At 66.0% G+C, this 18,703-nt stretch carries 12 protein-coding genes; 8 read left to right on the top strand and 4 right to left on the bottom strand.

What is annotated here, in order from left to right:
• Positions 1–64: 64 nt before the first annotated feature.
• Both IFT60_RS18365 and IFT60_RS18360 read right to left on the bottom strand, forming a co-directional pair.
• The gene (locus tag IFT60_RS18365) at positions 65–490 is read right to left on the bottom strand and encodes a hypothetical protein (protein ID WP_192054216.1); all 426 of its coding nucleotides are present in this window, start codon (positions 488–490) and stop codon (positions 65–67) included.
• Complete coding sequence (locus tag IFT60_RS18360; protein ID WP_192054214.1) at positions 490–2,139, bottom strand: 3-(methylthio)propionyl-CoA ligase; 1,650 nt, start codon at positions 2,137–2,139, stop codon at positions 490–492. Before IFT60_RS18360 ends, IFT60_RS18365 begins: the two co-directional genes overlap by 1 nt.
• A gap of 192 nt (positions 2,140–2,331) precedes the next feature.
• Between IFT60_RS18360 and IFT60_RS18355 the strand changes: the two genes are divergently transcribed.
• The 6 genes from IFT60_RS18355 to IFT60_RS18330 all read left to right on the top strand — a co-directional run bounded on the left by IFT60_RS18355 (position 2,332) and on the right by IFT60_RS18330 (position 7,077).
• Positions 2,332–3,822, top strand: coding sequence for a protein adenylyltransferase SelO (locus IFT60_RS18355; RefSeq protein WP_192054212.1), 1,491 nt, complete (start codon positions 2,332–2,334; stop codon positions 3,820–3,822).
• A gap of 33 nt (positions 3,823–3,855) precedes the next feature.
• On the top strand, positions 3,856–4,251 hold the full coding sequence (gene msrB, locus IFT60_RS18350; protein WP_192054210.1) for a peptide-methionine (R)-S-oxide reductase MsrB: 396 nt from the start codon (positions 3,856–3,858) through the stop codon (positions 4,249–4,251).
• 13 nt (positions 4,252–4,264) lie between these two features.
• Complete coding sequence (locus IFT60_RS18345) at positions 4,265–4,903, top strand: septation protein A (RefSeq protein ID WP_192054208.1); 639 nt, start codon at positions 4,265–4,267, stop codon at positions 4,901–4,903.
• Entirely contained in the window at positions 4,900–5,196 is a 297-nt protein-coding gene (locus tag IFT60_RS18340; protein ID WP_192054206.1) for a BolA family protein, read from the top strand. Before IFT60_RS18345 ends, IFT60_RS18340 begins: the two co-directional genes overlap by 4 nt.
• A gap of 230 nt (positions 5,197–5,426) precedes the next feature.
• Positions 5,427–6,215, top strand: coding sequence for a peptidylprolyl isomerase (locus IFT60_RS18335; protein ID WP_192054204.1), 789 nt, complete (start codon positions 5,427–5,429; stop codon positions 6,213–6,215).
• Positions 6,216–6,297: 82 nt separating this feature from the next.
• Positions 6,298–7,077, top strand: a complete 780-nt coding sequence (locus IFT60_RS18330; RefSeq protein ID WP_192054202.1) for a peptidylprolyl isomerase — start codon at positions 6,298–6,300, stop codon at positions 7,075–7,077.
• Between the two features lie 237 nt (positions 7,078–7,314).
• Here IFT60_RS18330 and purL read toward each other — a convergent pair whose 3' ends face one another.
• Positions 7,315–11,337: a phosphoribosylformylglycinamidine synthase gene (purL, locus tag IFT60_RS18325; RefSeq protein ID WP_192054200.1), complete on the bottom strand. Its 4,023-nt coding sequence runs from the start codon at positions 11,335–11,337 to the stop codon at positions 7,315–7,317.
• Positions 11,338–11,494: 157 nt separating this feature from the next.
• Here purL and IFT60_RS18320 point away from each other — a divergent pair, with 157 nt between their 5' ends.
• Complete coding sequence (locus IFT60_RS18320) at positions 11,495–13,117, top strand: response regulator (RefSeq protein ID WP_192054198.1); 1,623 nt, start codon at positions 11,495–11,497, stop codon at positions 13,115–13,117.
• A 381-nt stretch (positions 13,118–13,498) separates the two neighbouring features.
• Here the strand turns inward: IFT60_RS18320 and IFT60_RS18315 are convergent, their stop codons facing one another.
• Positions 13,499–17,095: a hydantoinase B/oxoprolinase family protein gene (locus tag IFT60_RS18315; RefSeq protein WP_192054196.1), complete on the bottom strand. Its 3,597-nt coding sequence runs from the start codon at positions 17,093–17,095 to the stop codon at positions 13,499–13,501.
• Positions 17,096–17,192: 97 nt separating this feature from the next.
• On the opposite strand from IFT60_RS18315, the gene IFT60_RS18310 reads away from it, so the two are divergent.
• Positions 17,193–18,698 (top strand): NAD(P)H-hydrate dehydratase, encoded by a 1,506-nt coding sequence (locus tag IFT60_RS18310; protein WP_192054194.1) that lies wholly within the window; start codon positions 17,193–17,195, stop codon positions 18,696–18,698.
• The last annotated feature ends 5 nt before the right edge of the window (positions 18,699–18,703 follow it).

Here is an 18,703-nt window from a genome sequence, read left to right as displayed (position 1 = left end):
CGGCGCATGGGGCCGCGTAGACGCATCGTTTGTGGTGGAGCCGACCACCCTACCAAATCACACACTAGGCCGGAAATTCCTGCAAGGCCCGCCGCACTACGCGGTTGCGGCGCATGGCGCGCCACAGTAGCCACCCGATGCCGCACACGCCCAGCGCCGCGAGCGGCACGACGTAGCGCAAGCCAAGCATCGCGCCTGCCGTCAGGATGGTCAGTTTGCTGACCGCGCCGAGCGCCCGTAGCCAGTCGGCCGCCATCGACCAGGTGCGGCGCAGGCCCAGCTCGCCGGTCGCCGGATCGATCCAGCCGAGCACGGTCGACCAGTTGCCGGCCTCGCCGAAAGCGAGGATCAGCCGCTTGCCGTTCGCCGGCACGGCGTCGCCCGGGAGCCAGACGCCATACCTGACCTGGCCGCCGCCTTCGAAACTGAAGACGCCATTCATCTGCTGGGCGTCGAACACCCGCTCGAAGAGAACCTGCTCCAGATGCATCAAGCCGTCGGCAGCTTGTGCTCCCGATACTGGTCGCGCAGCCGGTTCTTCTGGATCTTGCCGGTCGCGCCCATCGGCAGCGCCTCGGTGAACACGACGTCGTCCGGCAGCCACCATTTGGCGATCTTGCCCTCGAAGAAGCCGAGCAGTTCCTCGCGCGAGACGTCCTGGCCGGGGCGCTTGACCACCACCAGCATCGGCCGCTCGTCCCATTTCGGGTGCGCCACGCCGATGCAGGCGGCCTGCAGCACGGCGGGGTGCGCCATGGCGATGTTTTCCAGGTCGATGCTGCCGATCCATTCGCCGCCGGACTTGATCACGTCCTTGCTGCGGTCGGTGATCTGCATGTAGCCGTCGCCGTCGATGGTGGCGACGTCGCCGGTCGGGAACCAGCCATCTTTTAATACGTCGCCGCCCTCGCCGCGGAAATAGCCCGAGACGATCCACGGGCCTTTCACGTACAGGTGGCCGTAGGTCGTGCCGTCCCACGGCAGTTCGGCGCCGTCGTCGTCGACGATCTTCATGTCGACGCCGTAGATGGCATGGCCCTGCTTTTGCAGGATCTTGCGCTGCTCTTCCTTCGGCATGGCCAGATGTTTCATTTGCAGGCCGCCGGTGGTGCCGAGCGGCGACATCTCCGTCATGCCCCAGCCGTGGATGACGTGCACGTTCAGCCTGTCGATCAGGGTGTCCATCATCGCCGGCGGGCAGGCCGAGCCGCCGATCACGGTGCGGCGGAAGGTCGAGAACTGCAGGTTATTCTGGATCGCATGGTTGATCAGGCCCAGCCAGACGGTCGGCACGCCGGCCGAGAAGGTGACGCCTTCGGCCTCGAACAGGTCGTAGAGCGACTTGCCGTCCAGCGCCGCGCCGGGGAACACCATCTTGGCGCCCGACAGCGGCACCGAATACGGCAAGCCCCAGGCATTCACGTGGAACATCGGCACCACCGGCAGCACCGAGTCGAGCGAGGAGACGTTCAGCGCGCCCGGCATGGCGGACGCGTAGGCGTGCAGGATGGTCGAGCGGTGCGAGTACAGCGCGCCCTTCGGGTTGCCGGTCGTGCCCGAGGTGTAGCACAGGGTCGCGGCCGAGTTTTCGTCGAACAGGGGCCAGGTGTAGTCGTCGCTGCTCGATGCGATCAGGTCTTCGTAGCACAGCAGGTTGGCGATCTTCGTTTCTTGCGGCATGTGCGCGCGGTCGCTCATCAGGACAAAACCTTTCACGGTCTTGCAATGGGCGGCGACGGCCTCGACCAGCGGCAGGAAGGTGAGATCGAAGAACAGGTACTGGTCTTCGGCGTGGTTGACGATGTAGGCGATCTGTTCCGGATGCAGGCGCGGGTTCACCGTGTGCATGACGGCGCCCGAGCCGGAGACCGCGTAGTACAGCTCGAGGTGGCGGTAGCCGTTCCAGGCCAGGGTCGCGACGCGGTCGCCCATTTGCACGCCCAGCCCCTGCAGCACGTGCGCCATGCGCCGCGCGCGCTGCTCGCAGTCGCGGTAGGTGTAGCGGTGCATGTCGCCTTCAACGCGGCGCGACACGATTTCGTTGTTGCCGTAATGGCGCGCGGCGAATTCGATGATGCTCGAGATGAGCAGCGGCTGGTTCATCATCTGGCCCATGAGCGGGCTCTTCGGATAGGACATGTGCGGGGTCTCCTGTGGTCGGAAAGCTAACTTCGGTCGAGTGTGATTCGCCCCTGCGCAGCCCGTCAAGACGTTTCGATGTTGCGACGCAGCACGATCGTGCTATTCGTTACCCGCTGGTTACCAAGTGTAAGGGCCGTTGCATAAAGGGCGCGCGCGAATAGAATCCGCCGGGTACGGTAGAATCGCGCTGTGTCCCCCTATTTCACTGGAGCTGCCATCAAGTCCGACGACCTGCACCTCAAGAACGGTTTCGCTGCCCTGCCGCCCGCGTTCTATACCCGATTGATGCCCACGCCCCTGTCCGCGCCCTATTTCGTCGCGGCCAGCAGCCGTGCGGCCAGCCTGGTCGGCCTCGACGCCGAGGCGCTGGCCCAGGAAGATTTTGTGGCGGCGCTGACCGGCAATGCGCTCCTGCCCGGCTCCGAGCCGCTGTCGGCCGTGTATTCGGGCCACCAGTTCGGCGTCTGGGCCGGCCAGCTGGGCGACGGCCGCGCCATCCTGCTCGGCGACGTCGATGGCCCGCAGGGGCGCATGGAACTGCAGCTGAAAGGCGCCGGCAAGACGCCTTATTCGCGCATGGGCGATGGCCGCGCCGTGCTGCGTTCCTCGATCCGCGAATTCCTCTGCTCTGAAGCCATGGCCGCGCTCGGCATCCCGACCACGCGCGCCCTGGTCGTCACCGGTTCCAACCAGCGCGTGATGCGCGAAAGCATCGAGACCGCCGCCGTCGTGACGCGCATGGCGCCCTCCTTCGTGCGCTTTGGTTCCTTCGAACATTGGCATTACCGCGACAAGCCGGACGAACTGAAAACGCTGGCCGACTACGTGATCGACAGCTTCTATCCGGAACTGCGCGACGCCGCCAATCCCTACGCCGCCCTGCTGGCCGAAGTCACGCGGCGCACGGCGCGCATGATCGCCCATTGGCAGTCGGTCGGCTTCATGCATGGCGTGATGAATACCGATAACATGTCGATCCTCGGCTTGACGATCGACTACGGCCCCTTCGGTTTCATGGAAGCCTTCGACGTCAACCACATCTGCAACCATACCGACCAGGGCGGGCGCTATTCGTATGCGAACCAGGTTGCGGTCGGCCACTGGAATTGCTATGCGCTCGGCAATGCGCTGTTGCCGCTGATCGGTACCGTCGAGGAAGCCGAAGCCGCGCTGGCGGTCTACATGCCCGTGTTCGAAGCAAAACTCGACGAGTTGCTGCATGCGAAGCTGGGCCTGGCCACGTATGAAGAAGGCGACCGCGCGCTTTTCGATGGCCTGTTTAGTGTGATGCAGGCCAGCCACGTCGACTTTACGCTGCTGTTCCGTCGCCTCGGCAACCTGCGAGTCGAAGACCAGTCGAGCGACGAGCCGCTGCGCGACCTGTTCATCGACCGTCCCGCTTTCGATGCCTGGGCGCTGCGCTACCGCGAGCGCCTGGGGCGCGAATCCCGTACCGATGCCGAGCGCCGCAGCGCCATGAACCTTGTCAACCCCAAGTACGTTCTGCGAAACTATCTGGCCCAGCAGGCGATCGAACATGCGCAGAACGGCGACTATTCGGTTGTGCGCGAGCTGCTGGCCGTGCTCGAGCAGCCTTTCGACGAGCAGCCCGGCAAGGAACAGTATGCCGCGCTGCCGCCGGACTGGGCGGCCCACCTCGAAGTAAGCTGCTCGTCCTAATTGAGTTCGCCTCATTTTCATAAAGAGACAACGATGACCGATAAAGTAACCAAGACCGACGCCGAGTGGCGTGCCCAGCTGGACCCGATGGAATACCAGGTCACGCGCCACGCCGCCACCGAACGCGCCTTTACCGGCAAGTACTGGGATCATCACGAGCACGGCATCTACACCTGTGTTTGCTGTAATACGCCGCTGTTCGAGTCCGACGCGAAGTTCGAGTCCGGCTGCGGCTGGCCCAGCTATTTCAAGGCGCTCGATCCGGACAACGTGATCGAGAAGACCGACCGTACCCACGGCATGGTGCGTACCGAGATCATCTGCGCCGTCTGCGATGCCCACCTCGGCCACGTGTTCCCGGACGGCCCGCCGCCGACCGGCCTGCGCTATTGCATCAATTCCGCTGCACTGCGTTTCGAAGAAGTCTGAGTCCCGGAGCCGTATGAAATTCCTGTTTGATTTCTTCCCGCTGATCCTGTTCTTCGTCGTCTACAAGATCGGCAACGGCAACGAGGCCGCGGCCCTGGCCATTGCCGAGCAATACCTTGGCGGCATGGTTTCGGGCGGCAAGATCCTGGCCGAGCAGGCGCCGACCATGCTCGCCACCGTTGTCGCCATCATCGCCACCATGTTGCAGGTGGGCTACCTGCTGGCGCGCAAGCGCAAGGTCGACGGCATGCTGTGGGTGTCGCTGTTCGTGATCGTCGTCTTCGGCGGCATGACCATCTACCTGCACGACGAAACCTTTATTAAATGGAAGCCGACCATCATTTACTGGGTGTTCGCCGCTGCGCTGTTCATCAGCCAGGTGTTCTTCGGCAAGAACCTGATGCGCAAGGCCATGGAAGAAGCGCTGCCGCTGCCGGATCCGGTCTGGCCGCGCGTGGGCTATACCTGGGTCGTGTTCCTGTTCCTGCTGGGCGCCCTGAACCTGTTGATGGCCTTCGTCGTGTTTCGCGACAACACGGCGGCCTGGGTCAATTTCAAGGTCTTCGGCATGACCGCCATCTTCTTCCTGTTCACCATCGCGCAGTCGATGCTGCTCATGAAGCATATTCCTCAGGAGGAAGCAACGAAATGACCGCACCAGTCACCAAATTCGCCAACGAACGCCTCGAGCGCATCCACCTGGCACTCGCTGCCGCCTTCGACCCCAGCTTTCTCGAGGTCACCGACGACTCGCACCTACACGCCGGCCATGCCGGCGCGGCCTCGGGCGGTGGGCATTACAGCGTGAAAATCGTTTCTGAACGCTTCCATGGACTGAGACTCGTCATGCGTCATCGACTGGTGTATGATGCCGTGGCCGAAATGATGCGGGCCGAGATCCACGCCCTTGCCATCACGGCGCTGGCGCCTTCTGAAACGGACTGAGGCCGGTTCAGGGTCGCGTAGCGGGACTGAGCAACGCCAGCGAGCGGAAGGAGTTTTGGTTAAGAAGCGCAGCTGTACTTTCGTACAGCGAGCATCGCAGGCCAAGAATCCGACGCGCAGCAAGTTGCTCAGGCTCGCTTAAGGAATGTATCGCAAAATCTGTATTGAACCGCTCTGCAAAATAACTACTCTAATCTGTCCAAGCAACTCCCTCCACAGGAAATTCCATAATGACTTTTAAGCCAGCACGCCTGCTGTCAGCCCTGATCGCCACTGCCACGCTCGCAGCGCCCGCCTTCGCACAGAACCTGGCCGTCGTGAACGGCAAGGCCATCCCGACCTCGCGCGTCGATGCGATCGTCAAGCAGGTCGTCGCCCAGGGCCAGGGCCAGGATTCGCCGCAACTGCGCGACGCCATCAAGCGTGACCTGATCGCCCGCGAAGTACTCATGCAGGAAGCCATCAAGCAAGGCTACGACAAGAAGCCCGACGTCAAGCAAGCCCTCGACAGCGCCCGCCAGGCCATCGTCGTGAACCAGCTGGCGCGCGACTACATCGCCAAGAACCCGGTCACCGATGCCGAGATCAAGGCCGAGTACGACCGCTTCTCCAAGACCCAGTCGGGCGAGAAGGAATACCACATCCGCCACATCCTGACCACGACCGAAGACGAAGCGAAAGCCGTCATCACCAAGCTCAAGGGTGGCGCCAAGTTCGAAGAACTGGCGAAGACCAGCAAGGACACCGGTTCGGCTGCCAATGGTGGCGACCTCGACTGGGCAGCGCCATCGGCCTTCCCGCCTGAATTCGCGGCCGGCTTCACCAAGCTGACCAAGGGCCAGGTCACCGATGCGCCAGTCAAGACCGGCGCCGGTTTCCACGTGATCAAGGTCGACGACGTGCGCGCCGTGAAGGTGCCGGCGCTGGACGAAATCAAGCCGCAGATCGCGGAAAGCCTGCAGCAGAGCAAGCTGGCGGCTTACCAAGAGGAAATGGTCAAGAAGGCGAAGGTGCAGTAATATAGTTGCCACCGGCGCCGTCGCTGGCGCCGGATCACCGTCGCCAGCGGGCGACTTTTCGTGTTTTTATAGGATCTGAACAATGATTTTGAAGCCAACCCGCCTGTTGCTTGCCATGTCGTTCATCGTGGCAGCACCTGTCTTCGCCCAGAACGTTGCGACCGTGAACGGCAAGCCGATCCCGGCGGCGCGGGTCGACCAGATGGTCAAGCAGGTCGTCGCCCAGGGCCGTGCAGCGGATTCGCCGCAGCTGCGCGAAATGATCAAGAAGGACCTGATCGGCCGCGAAGTGCTGATCCAGGAAGCCGACAAGCAGAACGTGGGCGCCCGCGCCGACGTCAAGGCCGCGATCGACAACGCGCGCCAGAGCATCATCATCAACGCGATGCTGGCCGACTACGTCAAGAAGAACCCGATCAAGGACGCCGACATCAAGGCCGAGTACGACAAGGCGAAAGCCGGCGCACCGGACAAGGAATACCACGCGCGCCACATCCTGGTCGAGAAAGAGGACGACGCGAAAGCGATCATCACCAAGCTCAAGGGCGGCGCCAAGTTCGACGAACTGGCCAAGCAGAGCAAGGACCCTGGCTCGGCAGCCAATGGCGGCGACCTCGGCTGGACCGACCCGTCGCGTTTCGTGCCTGAGTTCTCGAAGGCCATGACCGCGCTGAAAGTCGGCGCCATCACCGACACCCCGGTCAAGACCCAGTACGGCTTCCACGTCATCAAGCTGGAAGAAACCCGCCCAGTGACGATCCCGCCGCTGGACCAGGTCAAGCAGCAGGTCGCGGAACAGCTGCAGCAGCGTAAACTGGCGGAATACCGCGAGTCGCTGTTGAAGAAGGCGACGATCAAGTAATATCGATCGGCTGCGAGAGAAAGGCGCTTCCACGGAAGCGCCTTTTTGTTTTTGTAGGGTGGGCGCCCCGTGCCCACGCGTGACGTGCGCATGGTGTTGGCTTCGTCCTGAAAACGGCCAGGCCAACATGGCGCATCGTTTACGCGTGGGCACGGGGCGCCCACCCTACGTTCGTCTGGCGCCGCCATAAAAAAACGCCTCCCGAAAGAGGCGTTCTCGTCTACACGATCAAAGCGGTCAACCGACCCACTTGCGCGCATTCCTGAACATGCGCATCCACGGCGCGTCGTCGCTCCAGTCCGGCGGCGCCCACGAGTGCACCGCCGTGCGGAACACGCGTTCGGCGTGCGGCATCATGGCGGTGAAGCGGCCGTCGGGTGTGGTCACGGCGGTCAGGCCGCCGGGCGAGCCGTTCGGGTTGAACGGGTACTGTTCGGTGGCCTGGCCACGGTTGTCGACGTAGCGCAGCGATTGCACCACCGACGACAGATCGCCGGTCAGCGAGAAGTCGGCGAAGCCTTCGCCGTGGGCGATCGCCAACGGGGCCTGGGTGCCGGCCATATCGGCGAAGAAGATCGAGGGCGAGTCGAGCACCTCGACCATGCCGAAGCGCGCCTCGAACTGTTCCGACTTGTTGCGCGTGAACTTCGGCCAGGCGTGGGCGCCCGGGATGATCGGCTTCAGGTTGGCCAGCATCTGGCAACCGTTGCACACGCCCAGCCCAAAGGTATCCTGGCGCGCGAAGAAGGCCGCGAACTGGTCGGCCAGCCCGTTGTTGAACAGGATGGTCTTGGCCCAGCCCTCGCCGGCGCCGAGCACGTCGCCGTAGGAGAAGCCGCCGACCGCGATCACGCCGTGGAAGTCGGCCAGCGTGGTGCGGCCGGCGATCAGGTCGCTCATGTGGACGTCGACCGCCGCAAAGCCGGCCTGGTGCATCGCCCAGGCGGTTTCGATGTGCGAGTTGACGCCCTGCTCGCGCAGGATCGCCACGCGCGGACGCACGCCCGTCGCGATGAAGGGCGCAGCGATGTTCTCGCTTGGGTCGAAGGTCAGCTTCGGCGTGATGCCGGGATCGGCTTCGTCGAGCAGGCGTTCGTATTCCTGATCGGCGCAGTCCGGATTGTCGCGCAGGCGCGCGATGCGCCAGCTGGTCTCGGACCACAGGCGGTGCAGCGTGCTGCGCTTCTGGTTGTAGATCACCTTGGCGTCGCGCGAGAATTCGATCGCGCCGCGTTCGTTGACCTTGCCGATGATGTGGCTGCAGGCGCCCAGGTTCAGCTCGCGCAGCACATTCATCACGTCGCGCTTGTCGCTTTCCCTCACCTGGACCACGGCGCCGAGTTCTTCCGAAAACAGCGCGCGCAGCGTCATCTCGTTGCGGCGCTCGCCGACCTGCGCCGCCCAGTTCTTGGCGTCGCCCCAGTCGGAGGCGTGCTCGCCTTCCATGGTCAAAATGTCGAGATTGACCGAGACGCCGGCGCGGCCGGCAAAGGCCATCTCGACCAGCGTGGCGAACAGGCCGCCGTCGGAACGGTCGTGGTAGGCGAGCAGCTTGCCTTCACCGTTCAAACGCTGGATCGCGGCGAAGAAGGCTTTCAGGTCGTCCGGCGAATCGACGTCCGGCACCGCATCGCCCAGTTGCTGGGTGACCTGCGCCAGCGCCGAGGCACCCATGCGGTTCTTGCCACGGCCGAGGTCGATCAGCACCAGCACCGTGTCGCCCACGTCCGTGCGCAGTTGCGGCGTCAGGCAGCGGCGCACGTCCGGCACCGGGGCGAACGCGGAGACAATCAGCGAGACCGGCGAGATCACCGATTTCGCTTCGCCGTCATCGTTCCAGGTTGTACGCATCGACAGCGAATCCTTGCCGACCGGGATGCTGATGCCCAGCGCCGGGCACAGTTCCATGCCGACCGCCTTGACGGTGTCGAACAGCGCCGCGTCCTGGCCGGGCTGGCCGCACGCGGCCATCCAGTTGGCCGACAACTTGATGTCTTCGATGCTGGCGATCGGAGTGCAAGCGATGTTCGTGATCGCCTCGCCCACCGCCATGCGGCCGGAAGCGGCAGCGTCGATCACGGCCAGCGGGGTGCGCTCGCCCACCGCCATCGCTTCGCCCTTGAAACCTTCGTAGCTCATGGCGGTCACGGCGCAGTCGGCCACCGGCACCTGCCACGGGCCGACCATCTGGTCGCGCACGGTCATGGCGCCGACCGAGCGGTCGCCGATGGTGATCAGGAAGGACTTGTCGGCCACGGTCGGCAGCAGCAGCACGCGGCGCGCCGCTTCTTCGAGCTCGATGCCGGTGAGGTCGACGGCCGGCAGATCGCGTTTGACGTGCTCGACGTCGCGCGTCATCTTCGGCGGCTTGCCGAGCAGGACGTCCATCGGCATGTCGACCGGGTTGTTGCCGGCTTCCTTGTCGACGACCTGCAGTTGCCGTTCCTCGGTCGCGACGCCGATGACGGCGAATGGCGAACGCTCGCGCTCGCACAGCGATGCAAACAAAGGAAGGTTCTCAGGCGATATTGCCAATACATATCTCTCTTGCGACTCGTTCGACCAAATTTCCTTTGGCGCCATGCCCGACTCTTCCAACTGAATCTTGCGCAGGTCAAAGATCGCGCCGCGCTTGGCGTCGTTGACGATTTCCGGGAAAGCATTCGACAGGCCGCCCGCGCCGACGTCGTGGATCGAAATGATCGGATTGTCCGCGCCCAGCTGCCAGCAGCCGTTGATGACTTCCTGGGCGCGGCGCTCCATTTCCGGATTGCCGCGCTGGACCGAGTCGAAATCGAGGTCGGCGGTATTTGTGCCGGTCGCCATCGACGAGGCGGCCGAGCCGCCCATGCCGATGCGCATGCCGGGACCGCCGAGCTGGATCAGCAGGCTGCGGGGCGGGATGTCGTTTTTAAACGTGTGCTGGTCGGAGATGTTGCCGATGCCGCCGGCGATCATGATCGGCTTGTGGTAGCCATAGACACCGCCGGCCGCCTGCGCGTTCTGCTCGTAGGTACGGAAATAGCCGCCCAGGACCGGACGGCCGAATTCGTTGCTGAAGGCGGCGCCGCCGAGCGGACCGTCGATCATGATCTGCAGTGGGGATGCAATGCGTTCCGGCTTGCCGTAGACCGGTGCTTCACCCTTCTGCGCCGAAGTCACGTCCGCCGCGTTTTCCCACGGCCGCTGCGCATCGGGCAGCAGCAGGTTCGACACTGTGAAGCCGGTCAGGCCCGCCTTTGGCTTGGCGCCGCGGCCGGTGGCGCCCTCGTCGCGGATTTCGCCGCCGGCGCCGGTGGAGGCGCCCGGGAACGGGGAGATCGCGGTCGGGTGGTTGTGCGTCTCCACCTTCATCAGCGTGTGGGTCAGCTCGGTCATCGGGGCGTATTCGCCGCCGGCCTGCGGGAAGAAGCGTGTGACGGTCGCGCCTTCCATGATCGACGAGTTGTCGCTGTAGGCGACGACCGTCCCCTTCGGCTGCAGCTGGTGCGTGTTCTTGATCATGCCGAACAGCGACTTGTCCTGCTTGACGCCGTCGATGATCCAGTCGGCATTGAAGATCTTGTGGCGGCAGTGTTCGCTGTTGGCCTGGGCGAACATCATCAGCTCGACGTCGGTCGGGTTGCGCTGCGCCTTGGTGAACGCCTCGTTCAGGTAGTCGATCTCGTCGAGCGACATCGCCAGGCCGAGTTCCGTGTTCGCGCGCAGCAGGGCGTCGCGGCCCTGCCCCAGCACGTCGATCGATTCGAGCTGCTTGCCTTCCAGTTCCTGGAACAGTTGCGCAGCGTCGTCGGCATTGCGCAGCACGGTGTCCGTCATGCGGTCGTGCAGCAGCGCGGCGACATTCGCCAGCTCAAGGTCGGACAGCTTCTTCGGCGCGCCGATGCTGCTGCCGAGGATACCGCTTTTCAGCACCACCTTGTAGGCCACGCCGCGCTCGATGCGGTGCACGTGCGTCATGCCGCAGTTGTGGGCGATATCGGTCGCCTTCGAGGCCCAGGGTGAAATCGTGCCCAGGCGCGGGATCACGAAGAACTCGGCGGTGCTGCCCTCGTACAGCGTTTCGGGAACCGGCTCGCCGTAGGTCAGCATGGCGGTGAGACGCTCGGTATCATCGATGGAGAGCGGCGCTGCGCTGTCGATGAAGTGGACGAAGCGCGCCTGGACCGCGGCAATCGCGGGGGCGGCAGCTTGCAGTTGGCTCAGGAGGCGTTGGCTACGAAATACGGACAGGGCATTGGAACCCGGCAGAATCAACATGGCTGGAAGTCGGTTGATGCAGCGTGGCTGCGGGTGGAAGATGGCCCGCTATTATACAGCCTTGACAATAGTACCTATGCGCCCGGCTTGATGGCGGAGTGCGTCGGCGGTATTGTAGCGTTTGAAACTGGCGCGCCCCGCGCCCACGAGAGAGACGATGCAAGAAAACAGCAACCTGTCGGTACTGGTGATCGACCCCAATCCGGGCATGCGCAGCAACCTGCAGAACATGCTCAACGCATCGGGCATCAGCAAGGTCGAGTATGCGGTCAATGCCGGCACCGCGGTGCGCCAGCTGACGCGCCGCGGCTACGACATCGTGCTGTGCGAGTATGACCTGGGGAGCGGTGAAGGCCAGGATGGCCAGCAACTGCTGGAAGACCTGCGCCACCACCGCCTGATCAGGCCCTGGTCGATCTTCATCATGCTGACCTCGGAAGCCGTCTACGGCAAGGTGATCGGCGCGGCCGAGCTGGCGCCGACCGACTACGTCCTGAAACCGTTCACGGCCGAGACGCTGGGCGCGCGCATCGCCCGCGCGCTCGAACGGCGCGCGCTGTTCCTGCCGACTTATCAGCTGATCGCCCAGAACAACCTGCGCGAAGCGATCCGCTCGGCCGCCGCCGCCGAGATCGCCCATCCGCGCCACGCGCTCGAGTTCGCACGCCTGCGCGCCGAACTGCACGTGAACCTGGGCGAACACGGCGAGGCCGAGGAAATCTACCGCAAGGTGCTGGCCTGGAAGCCGCTCGGCTGGGCCGGGCTGGGACTGGCGCGCACGCAGTTCGCGCTGGGACAGGTCGACGACGCGCGCGAAACGCTGCAGGTGCTGGTGGCCGCCAATCCGCGCCTGATGGCCGCCTACGACCTGCTGGCGCGCTGCCACGAGGCGGCCGGCAACCACGCGCAGGCCCAGAAAATCCTCGAGGAAGCAGTCGCCATCTCGCCGCACATGGTGCGGCGCCTGCGCAAACTCGGCGAGGTCGCGCTCGAAGCCGGCGACGCCGCCGCCGCCGAGAAATCGTTCAGGCAGGTGGTGACCAAGGCGCGCTATTCGGAGTTTCGCGATCCCGAAGACCACGTCCGCCTGGTCAAGGTGCTGGTCAAGCGCGGCGACGTGCTCGGCGCGGCCGGCGTGGTGCGCGAACTGGAGCGCTCGATGAAGACCAGCCCCGAACTCGACGCCTGCGTCGCCGTGGCGCACGCCGCCGTGCATGATGCCGCCGGCAACCGCGCCGGCGCGCTGTCCGACCTGCAGGCTGCCGTTGGGGCGGTGCGCAACAGCAGCGGTCTGTCGACGGGCCTGAAGCTCGGCCTGGTGCGCGCCTGCCTCGACCACCGCTTCGACAAGGGCGCGCAGGACGTCATGATGGCGGTGGTGAACGACCAAGGGAGCGGGGTCAGCGCGCAGGACGCCCTTGACCTGTTCCTGGACGCGGGCCGGCGCGACCTGGTCGACGGCGTCCAGCAGCAGATCAAGGCCCAGGCCCAGATCCTGCTCGGCGTCGCCGACGAGAAGCGCAACATGGGCGACGTGCGCGGCGCGGTGCAAACCCTGCTCGAAGCCCTGCACATGGCGCCGTCGAACCTGCAGGTCGTGATCGCCGTGGCCGGCGGCGTGCTCCGGCAGATCAACGAACTCGGTTGGGACCACCCGCTGGGGGAACTGTGCCTGGCGCAGCTAGAAAAGATCCGGGCGATCGATGCGCAGCATCCGCGGCTGGCGCCGCTGGAGGCGGAATATGCGGCCATGCGCAGGAAGTACGGGATTACGGGGTGAGCCTTGATGGAGACACGTGCGTCGTAGGGTGGACTCCGTCCACGCGGTAGAACGCATGCATGTCGAAACGTTCCTCTCGGGCGCCAACCCTGCTCGACCGCCGTACTCCGTCCACGCGTGACGCATGAACGGCCCGCGCCTCCGGGTTGGCAGCGGGCTGATCCACCGTCACGCGTGGACGGAGTCCACCCTACGGTCGCGAGGAATCCGGCGTCGTTGATCATGAAGGCGCGCCACCCCGCACAGCGCGTACGGACTCGTACGTCGAGGCAGGCGTAGGGTGGACTCCGTCCACGCGGTCGAACGCATGCATGTCGACATGCTGCGCTAGGCACTAACGATGATCGACGGCCGTACCGCGTGGACGGAGTCCACCCTACATTAATCGACCTGCCCGTACCCTCCCCCGCCCGGCGTCTCGATGACGAACATGTCCCCCGCCCCCATCTCGACCTTGCCGATGTGCCCGACCTGCTCAACCCGCCCATCCGCGCGCAGCACCGTGTTGACGCCACGCGCGCCGGGTTCGCCGCCGGCCATGCCGAACGGCGCGTAGATGCGGTTGTTCGACAGGATCGCCGCCGTCATCGGTTCCAGGAAGCGCACCCGGCGCACGCCGCCGTTGCCGCCGTGCCAGCGTCCGGCGCCGCCGGAGCCGGGGCGGATCGCATAGCTTTCCAGGCGCACCGGGAAGCGGAACTCGAGGATTTCAGGGTCGGTCAGGCGCGAATTGGTCATGTTGGTCTGGACCACGTCGGTGCCGTCGAAGCCGTCGCCTGCGCCGCTGCCGCCGGAGATCGTTTCGTAGTACTGGTACCGGGCATTCCCGAAGGTGAAGTTGTTCATCGTGCCCTGCGAGGCCGCCATCACGCCGAGCGCGCCGTACAGGGCGTTGGTGATGCAGGTCGAGGTCTCGACGTTGCCCGAGACGACCGACGCCGGGTAGTGGGGATTGAGCATCGAGCCGGGCGGAATGATGACCTCGAGCGGTTTCAGGCAGCCGCCGTTGAGCGGAATCTCGTCGGCGACCAGGGTGCGGAACACGTACAGCACCGCCGCCATGCAGACGGCGGATGGGGCGTTGAAGTTGTTCGGCAGCTGGCTCGACGTGCCGGTGAAATCGATGCGGGCACTGCGCGCCATCCTGTCGACGGTGATGGCGACGGCGATGCGGGCGCCGTTGTCGAGTTCCACCGTGTATGCGCCATCCTTCAGGGCCGTGATCACGCGCCGCACCGCTTCCTCGGCATTGTCCTGCACGTGGCCCATGTAGGCGCGCACCACGTCCAGCCCGAAATGCGCGACCATGCGGTGCAGTTCTTCGACGCCCTTCTGGTTGGCCGCCACCTGGGCGCGCAGGTCGGCCATGTTCTGGTCTGGGTTGCGCGCCGGGTAGCGTGCGCCCGTCAGCAGCGCGCGTGCCTCGGGCTCGCGCAGCACGCCGTCGTGGCCGTCGACCAGCTTGAAGTTGTCGATCAGGACGCCCTCGTGTTCGATGTGGCTGGAATCCGGCGGCATCGAACCCGGCGTGGTGCCGCCGATGTCGGCGTGGTGGCCGCGCGAGCCGACGTAGAACAGGATCTCCGCGCCGGCCGCGTCGAACACCGGCGAGATCACGGTGACGTCGGGCAGGTGGGTGCCGCCGTTGTAGGGATCGTTCAGCACATACACGTCGCCTGCCGCCATCCGTCCGGCATTCTCCCGCATGACGGTCTTGATGCTCTCGCCCATCGAGCCCAGGTGCACCGGCATGTGCGGCGCGTTGGCGACCAGGTTGCCGGCGGCATCGAAGATGGCGCAGCTGAAGTCGAGGCGCTCCTTGATGTTGACCGAATAGGCCGTGTTCTGCAGGCGCAGGCCCATCTGCTCGGCGATCGACATGAACAGGTTGTTGAAGATCTCGAGCATGACCGGGTCGGCCGTGGTGCCGATCGCGCGCCGTTCGGGCAGCGCTTCCACCCGCCGCAGCACCAGGTGGTTGTAGGGCGTGACCTCGGCCTGCCAGCCCGCCTCGACCACGGTGGTGGCATTGTCTTCGGCGACGATCGCCGGACCCTTGATGACGTCGCCCGGCGCGATGTCGGCGCGGCGGTAGATGTTCGTCGCGCGCCATGCGCCGCCACCGAACATCGGCACCGTGGCAAAGGCTGGCGCCGGGCCGTCGCGTTGTCCACACACAGCCGGCGTCTCGGGCGGCGCCTCGGAACGGCCCAGCGCTTCCACCGACACCGCTTCGACGATCAGCGCGCGCGAGGGCATCAGGAAGGAAAATCGGCGTTTATACGCGGCCTCGAACTCGGCCTGCATCGCGCCAACGTCGCCGAAGTGCACGACCAGTGCCGCGTCGGTGCCTTCGTAGCGCAGGTGCACGCGCCGCACGACCTCGATGCGTTCGACCTCGACTCCCTGCGCCTGCAGGTCGGCGCTCGCCGCGGCGGCCAGCGCATCGAGCCGGTCCGCCAGCGAGTTGGCGGCATCGAGGCGCTCCTCGACCGCCTGTTCGCGCATCGCGCTCTGGTCGGCCAGGCCCATGCCGTAGGCCGAGAGCACGCCCGCCAGGCTGTGGATGAACACCGTCTTCATGCCGAGCGCATCGGCCACCAGGCAAGCGTGCTGGCCGCCGGCGCCGCCGAAACTGGTCAGCGCGTATTCCGTCACGTCGTGCCCGCGCTGCACCGAGATCTGCTTGATCGCATTCGCCATGTTGCCGACCGCGATCTGGATGAAGCCTTCGGCCACCTGTTCAGGGGTGCGCACGTCCCCGCTGGCCGCCTCGATCTCGCGCGCGAGTGCGGCGAACCTGGTGCGCACCACATCCAGGTCGAGCGCTTCGTCACCGTTCGGCCCGAACAGGCGCGGAAAGTGATCCGGCTGGATTTTACCGAGCATCAGGTTGGCGTCGGTGACGGTCAGCGGCCCGCCGCGGCGGTAGCTGGCCGGTCCCGGATTGGCGCCGGCGCTGTCCGGGCCGACGCGGTAGCGGCTGCCGTCGAAGTGCAGGATCGAGCCGCCGCCGGCCGCCACCGTATGGATGCTCATCATCGGCGCGCGCATGCGTACGCCGGCGACCTGGGTCTCGAACACCCGTTCAAATTCGCCGGCATAGTGCGAGACGTCGGTCGAGGTGCCGCCCATGTCGAAGCCGATGACGCGCTCGAAGCCGGCCAGGCGGCTGGCGCGGACCATGCCGACAATGCCGCCGGCAGGGCCGGACAAGATGCTGTCCTTGCCCTGGAAGGCGCGCGCGTCGGTGAGGCCGCCGTTGGACTGCATGAATTGCAGGTGCACGCCGGGCAGTTCGGCGGCGACCTGGTCGACGTAGCGGCGCAGGATCGGCGACAGGTAGGCGTCGACCACGGTGGTGTCGCCGCGCGCGACCAGCTTCATCATCGGGCTCACTTCATGCGACACCGAGACTTGGGTGAAGCCGATGTCGCGCGCGATGCGGGCGACTTCGACCTCGTGTTGCGTGTGGCGGTAGCCGTGCATGAAGACGATGGCGAGCGCACGGGTGCCGCTGTCGAACACGGCCTGCAGATCGGCGCGGGCGCGATCCGCGTCGAGCGGCTGCACGACCTCGCCGTGGGCGCCGATGCGCTCGTCGACCTCGACCACGTGGCCATACAGCAGCTCGGGCAGGACGATGTGGCGCTCGAACAGCTTGGGACGGTTCTGGTAGGCGATGCGCAGGGCGTCGCGAAAGCCGCGCGTGATGGCCAGCGCCGTGGGCGCGCCCTTGCGTTCGAGCAGTGCGTTGGTGGCGACCGTGGTGCCCATCTTGACGGCGTCGACCTGGTGCGTCGGCAGCGCTGCGCCGGGCGCCACGCCGAGCAGGTGGCGGATGCCGGCCACCGCCGCATCGCGGTACTGCTCCGGATTCTCCGACAGCAGCTTGTGGGTGACGAGACGCCCGTCGGGCCGGCGCGCCACGATGTCGGTGAAGGTGCCGCCGCGGTCGATCCAGAACTGCCAATCCATGCAAACGCTCCATGTAGTAAGCCCTAATCGCGTATTGTATGCGCCGAATGCCTGAAAATTGGCGAAAATGCAGCTACTGAAGAATTTGGGAGTATGGATGGACAATCGACTTTACAGCGTGGCGCAGATCCGGGCCACCGAAGCGGCCGCGGCGGAGAGCCTGGGCGGGGGCGCGCTGATGCGCCTGGCCGGGCGCGCCGCCGCCGATGCGGCGCTGGCGCTGCTCGGCAGCGAGCGCGCCCGGCCGGTGCTGGTGCTGGCCGGTCCCGGCAACAATGGCGGCGACGCGCTGGAGCTGGCGGCCCACCTGGGCGAGGCCGGCGTCGACGTGGTGGTGCTGCACCTGGCCGGCAGCGGCAAGGTGTCGCCCGAAGCGGCGCAGGCGCTGGCCCGTGCGCGCGGCAGCCGTGTGAATTTCGCCGACGTCGCCCTCGACGTGCGCGACTGGGCGCTGGTGGTCGACGGCCTGTTCGGCATCGGCCTGGCGCGTCCGATCGAAGGACGCTACCGCGAACTGGTGCTCGGGATCGACAAGGTCGCCTGCCCGGTGCTGGCGCTCGACGTGCCGAGCGGGCTCGATGCCGACAGCGGCGCCGTGATCGGCCCGCATGGTGTCGCGGTGCGCGCGACCCATACCATCACCTTCATCGGCGACAAGCCGGGCCTGCACACTTCCGAAGGCTGCGATCATGCGGGCCAAGTGCAGGTGGCTGATCTTGGCCTGGAAGCGGCGCTGTTCGAGCCGGCGCGGGCGGGGGTGGCATCGCCCGCCCTCTTCAGTGCCTGCCTGGCGCCGCGGCGCGCCAATTCGCACAAGGGACACTATGGCGACGTGGCCGTCATCGGCGGCGCCCACGGCATGGCCGGCGCCGCGGTGCTGGCCGCGCGCGGCGCACTGTACGCTGGCGCCGGCCGCGTATTCGCCGCCATGATCGGCCCGGCACTGCCGCTCGACCCGCTGCAGCCCGAGCTGATGTTCCGCTCCGCGCATGACTTCGAGATTGCCGGCCGCGTGCTGGTGCTCGGTCCCGGTATGGGCGGCGCGATGGAAGCCATGCGCGCGCTCGGCGCCGGCCTCGACAGCGCGGCGCCGGTCGTGATCGACGCCGACGGCTTGAACCTGGTGGCGGCCAGCCTCGAACTGCAGGACCGCATCGCGCACCGCCATGCGGACACGATCGTGACACCCCATCCGCTGGAAGCCGGCCGCCTGCTCGGCAAGTCGGCGCCCGAGGTGCAGGCCGACCGCCTAGGGGCGGCGCGCAGCCTTGCCAAACGGCTGCAGGCGACGGTGGTGCTCAAGGGTTGCGGCACGGTGGTGGCGCGGCCGGATGGCGAGGTGGCGATCAACCCGACCGGCAACCCGGGGCTGGCGTCGGGCGGCAGCGGCGACGTGCTGGCGGGCGTGTGCGGCGCCTTGCTGGCACAGGGCTGGCCGGGCTGGGAAGCGGCCGTCGGCGCGGTCTGGATGCATGGGGCGGCGGCGGACCGGCTGGTCGAACACGGGGTCGGGCCGGTGGGGATGACGGCGGGGGAATTGCCGGCGGCGGTTCGTTCGGTGTTCAATGAACTGGTGGCGAAAAAGCGTCCGGGCCGCGCGTAAGCTGG

The sequence above is a fragment of the Massilia sp. CFBP 13721 genome (genome assembly GCF_014842025.1).
Taxonomy (GTDB): domain Bacteria; phylum Pseudomonadota; class Gammaproteobacteria; order Burkholderiales; family Burkholderiaceae_D; genus Telluria.
The sequence above is the reverse complement of the archived record's forward strand: the minus strand, read 5'-3'. Positions and strand labels throughout refer to the sequence as shown.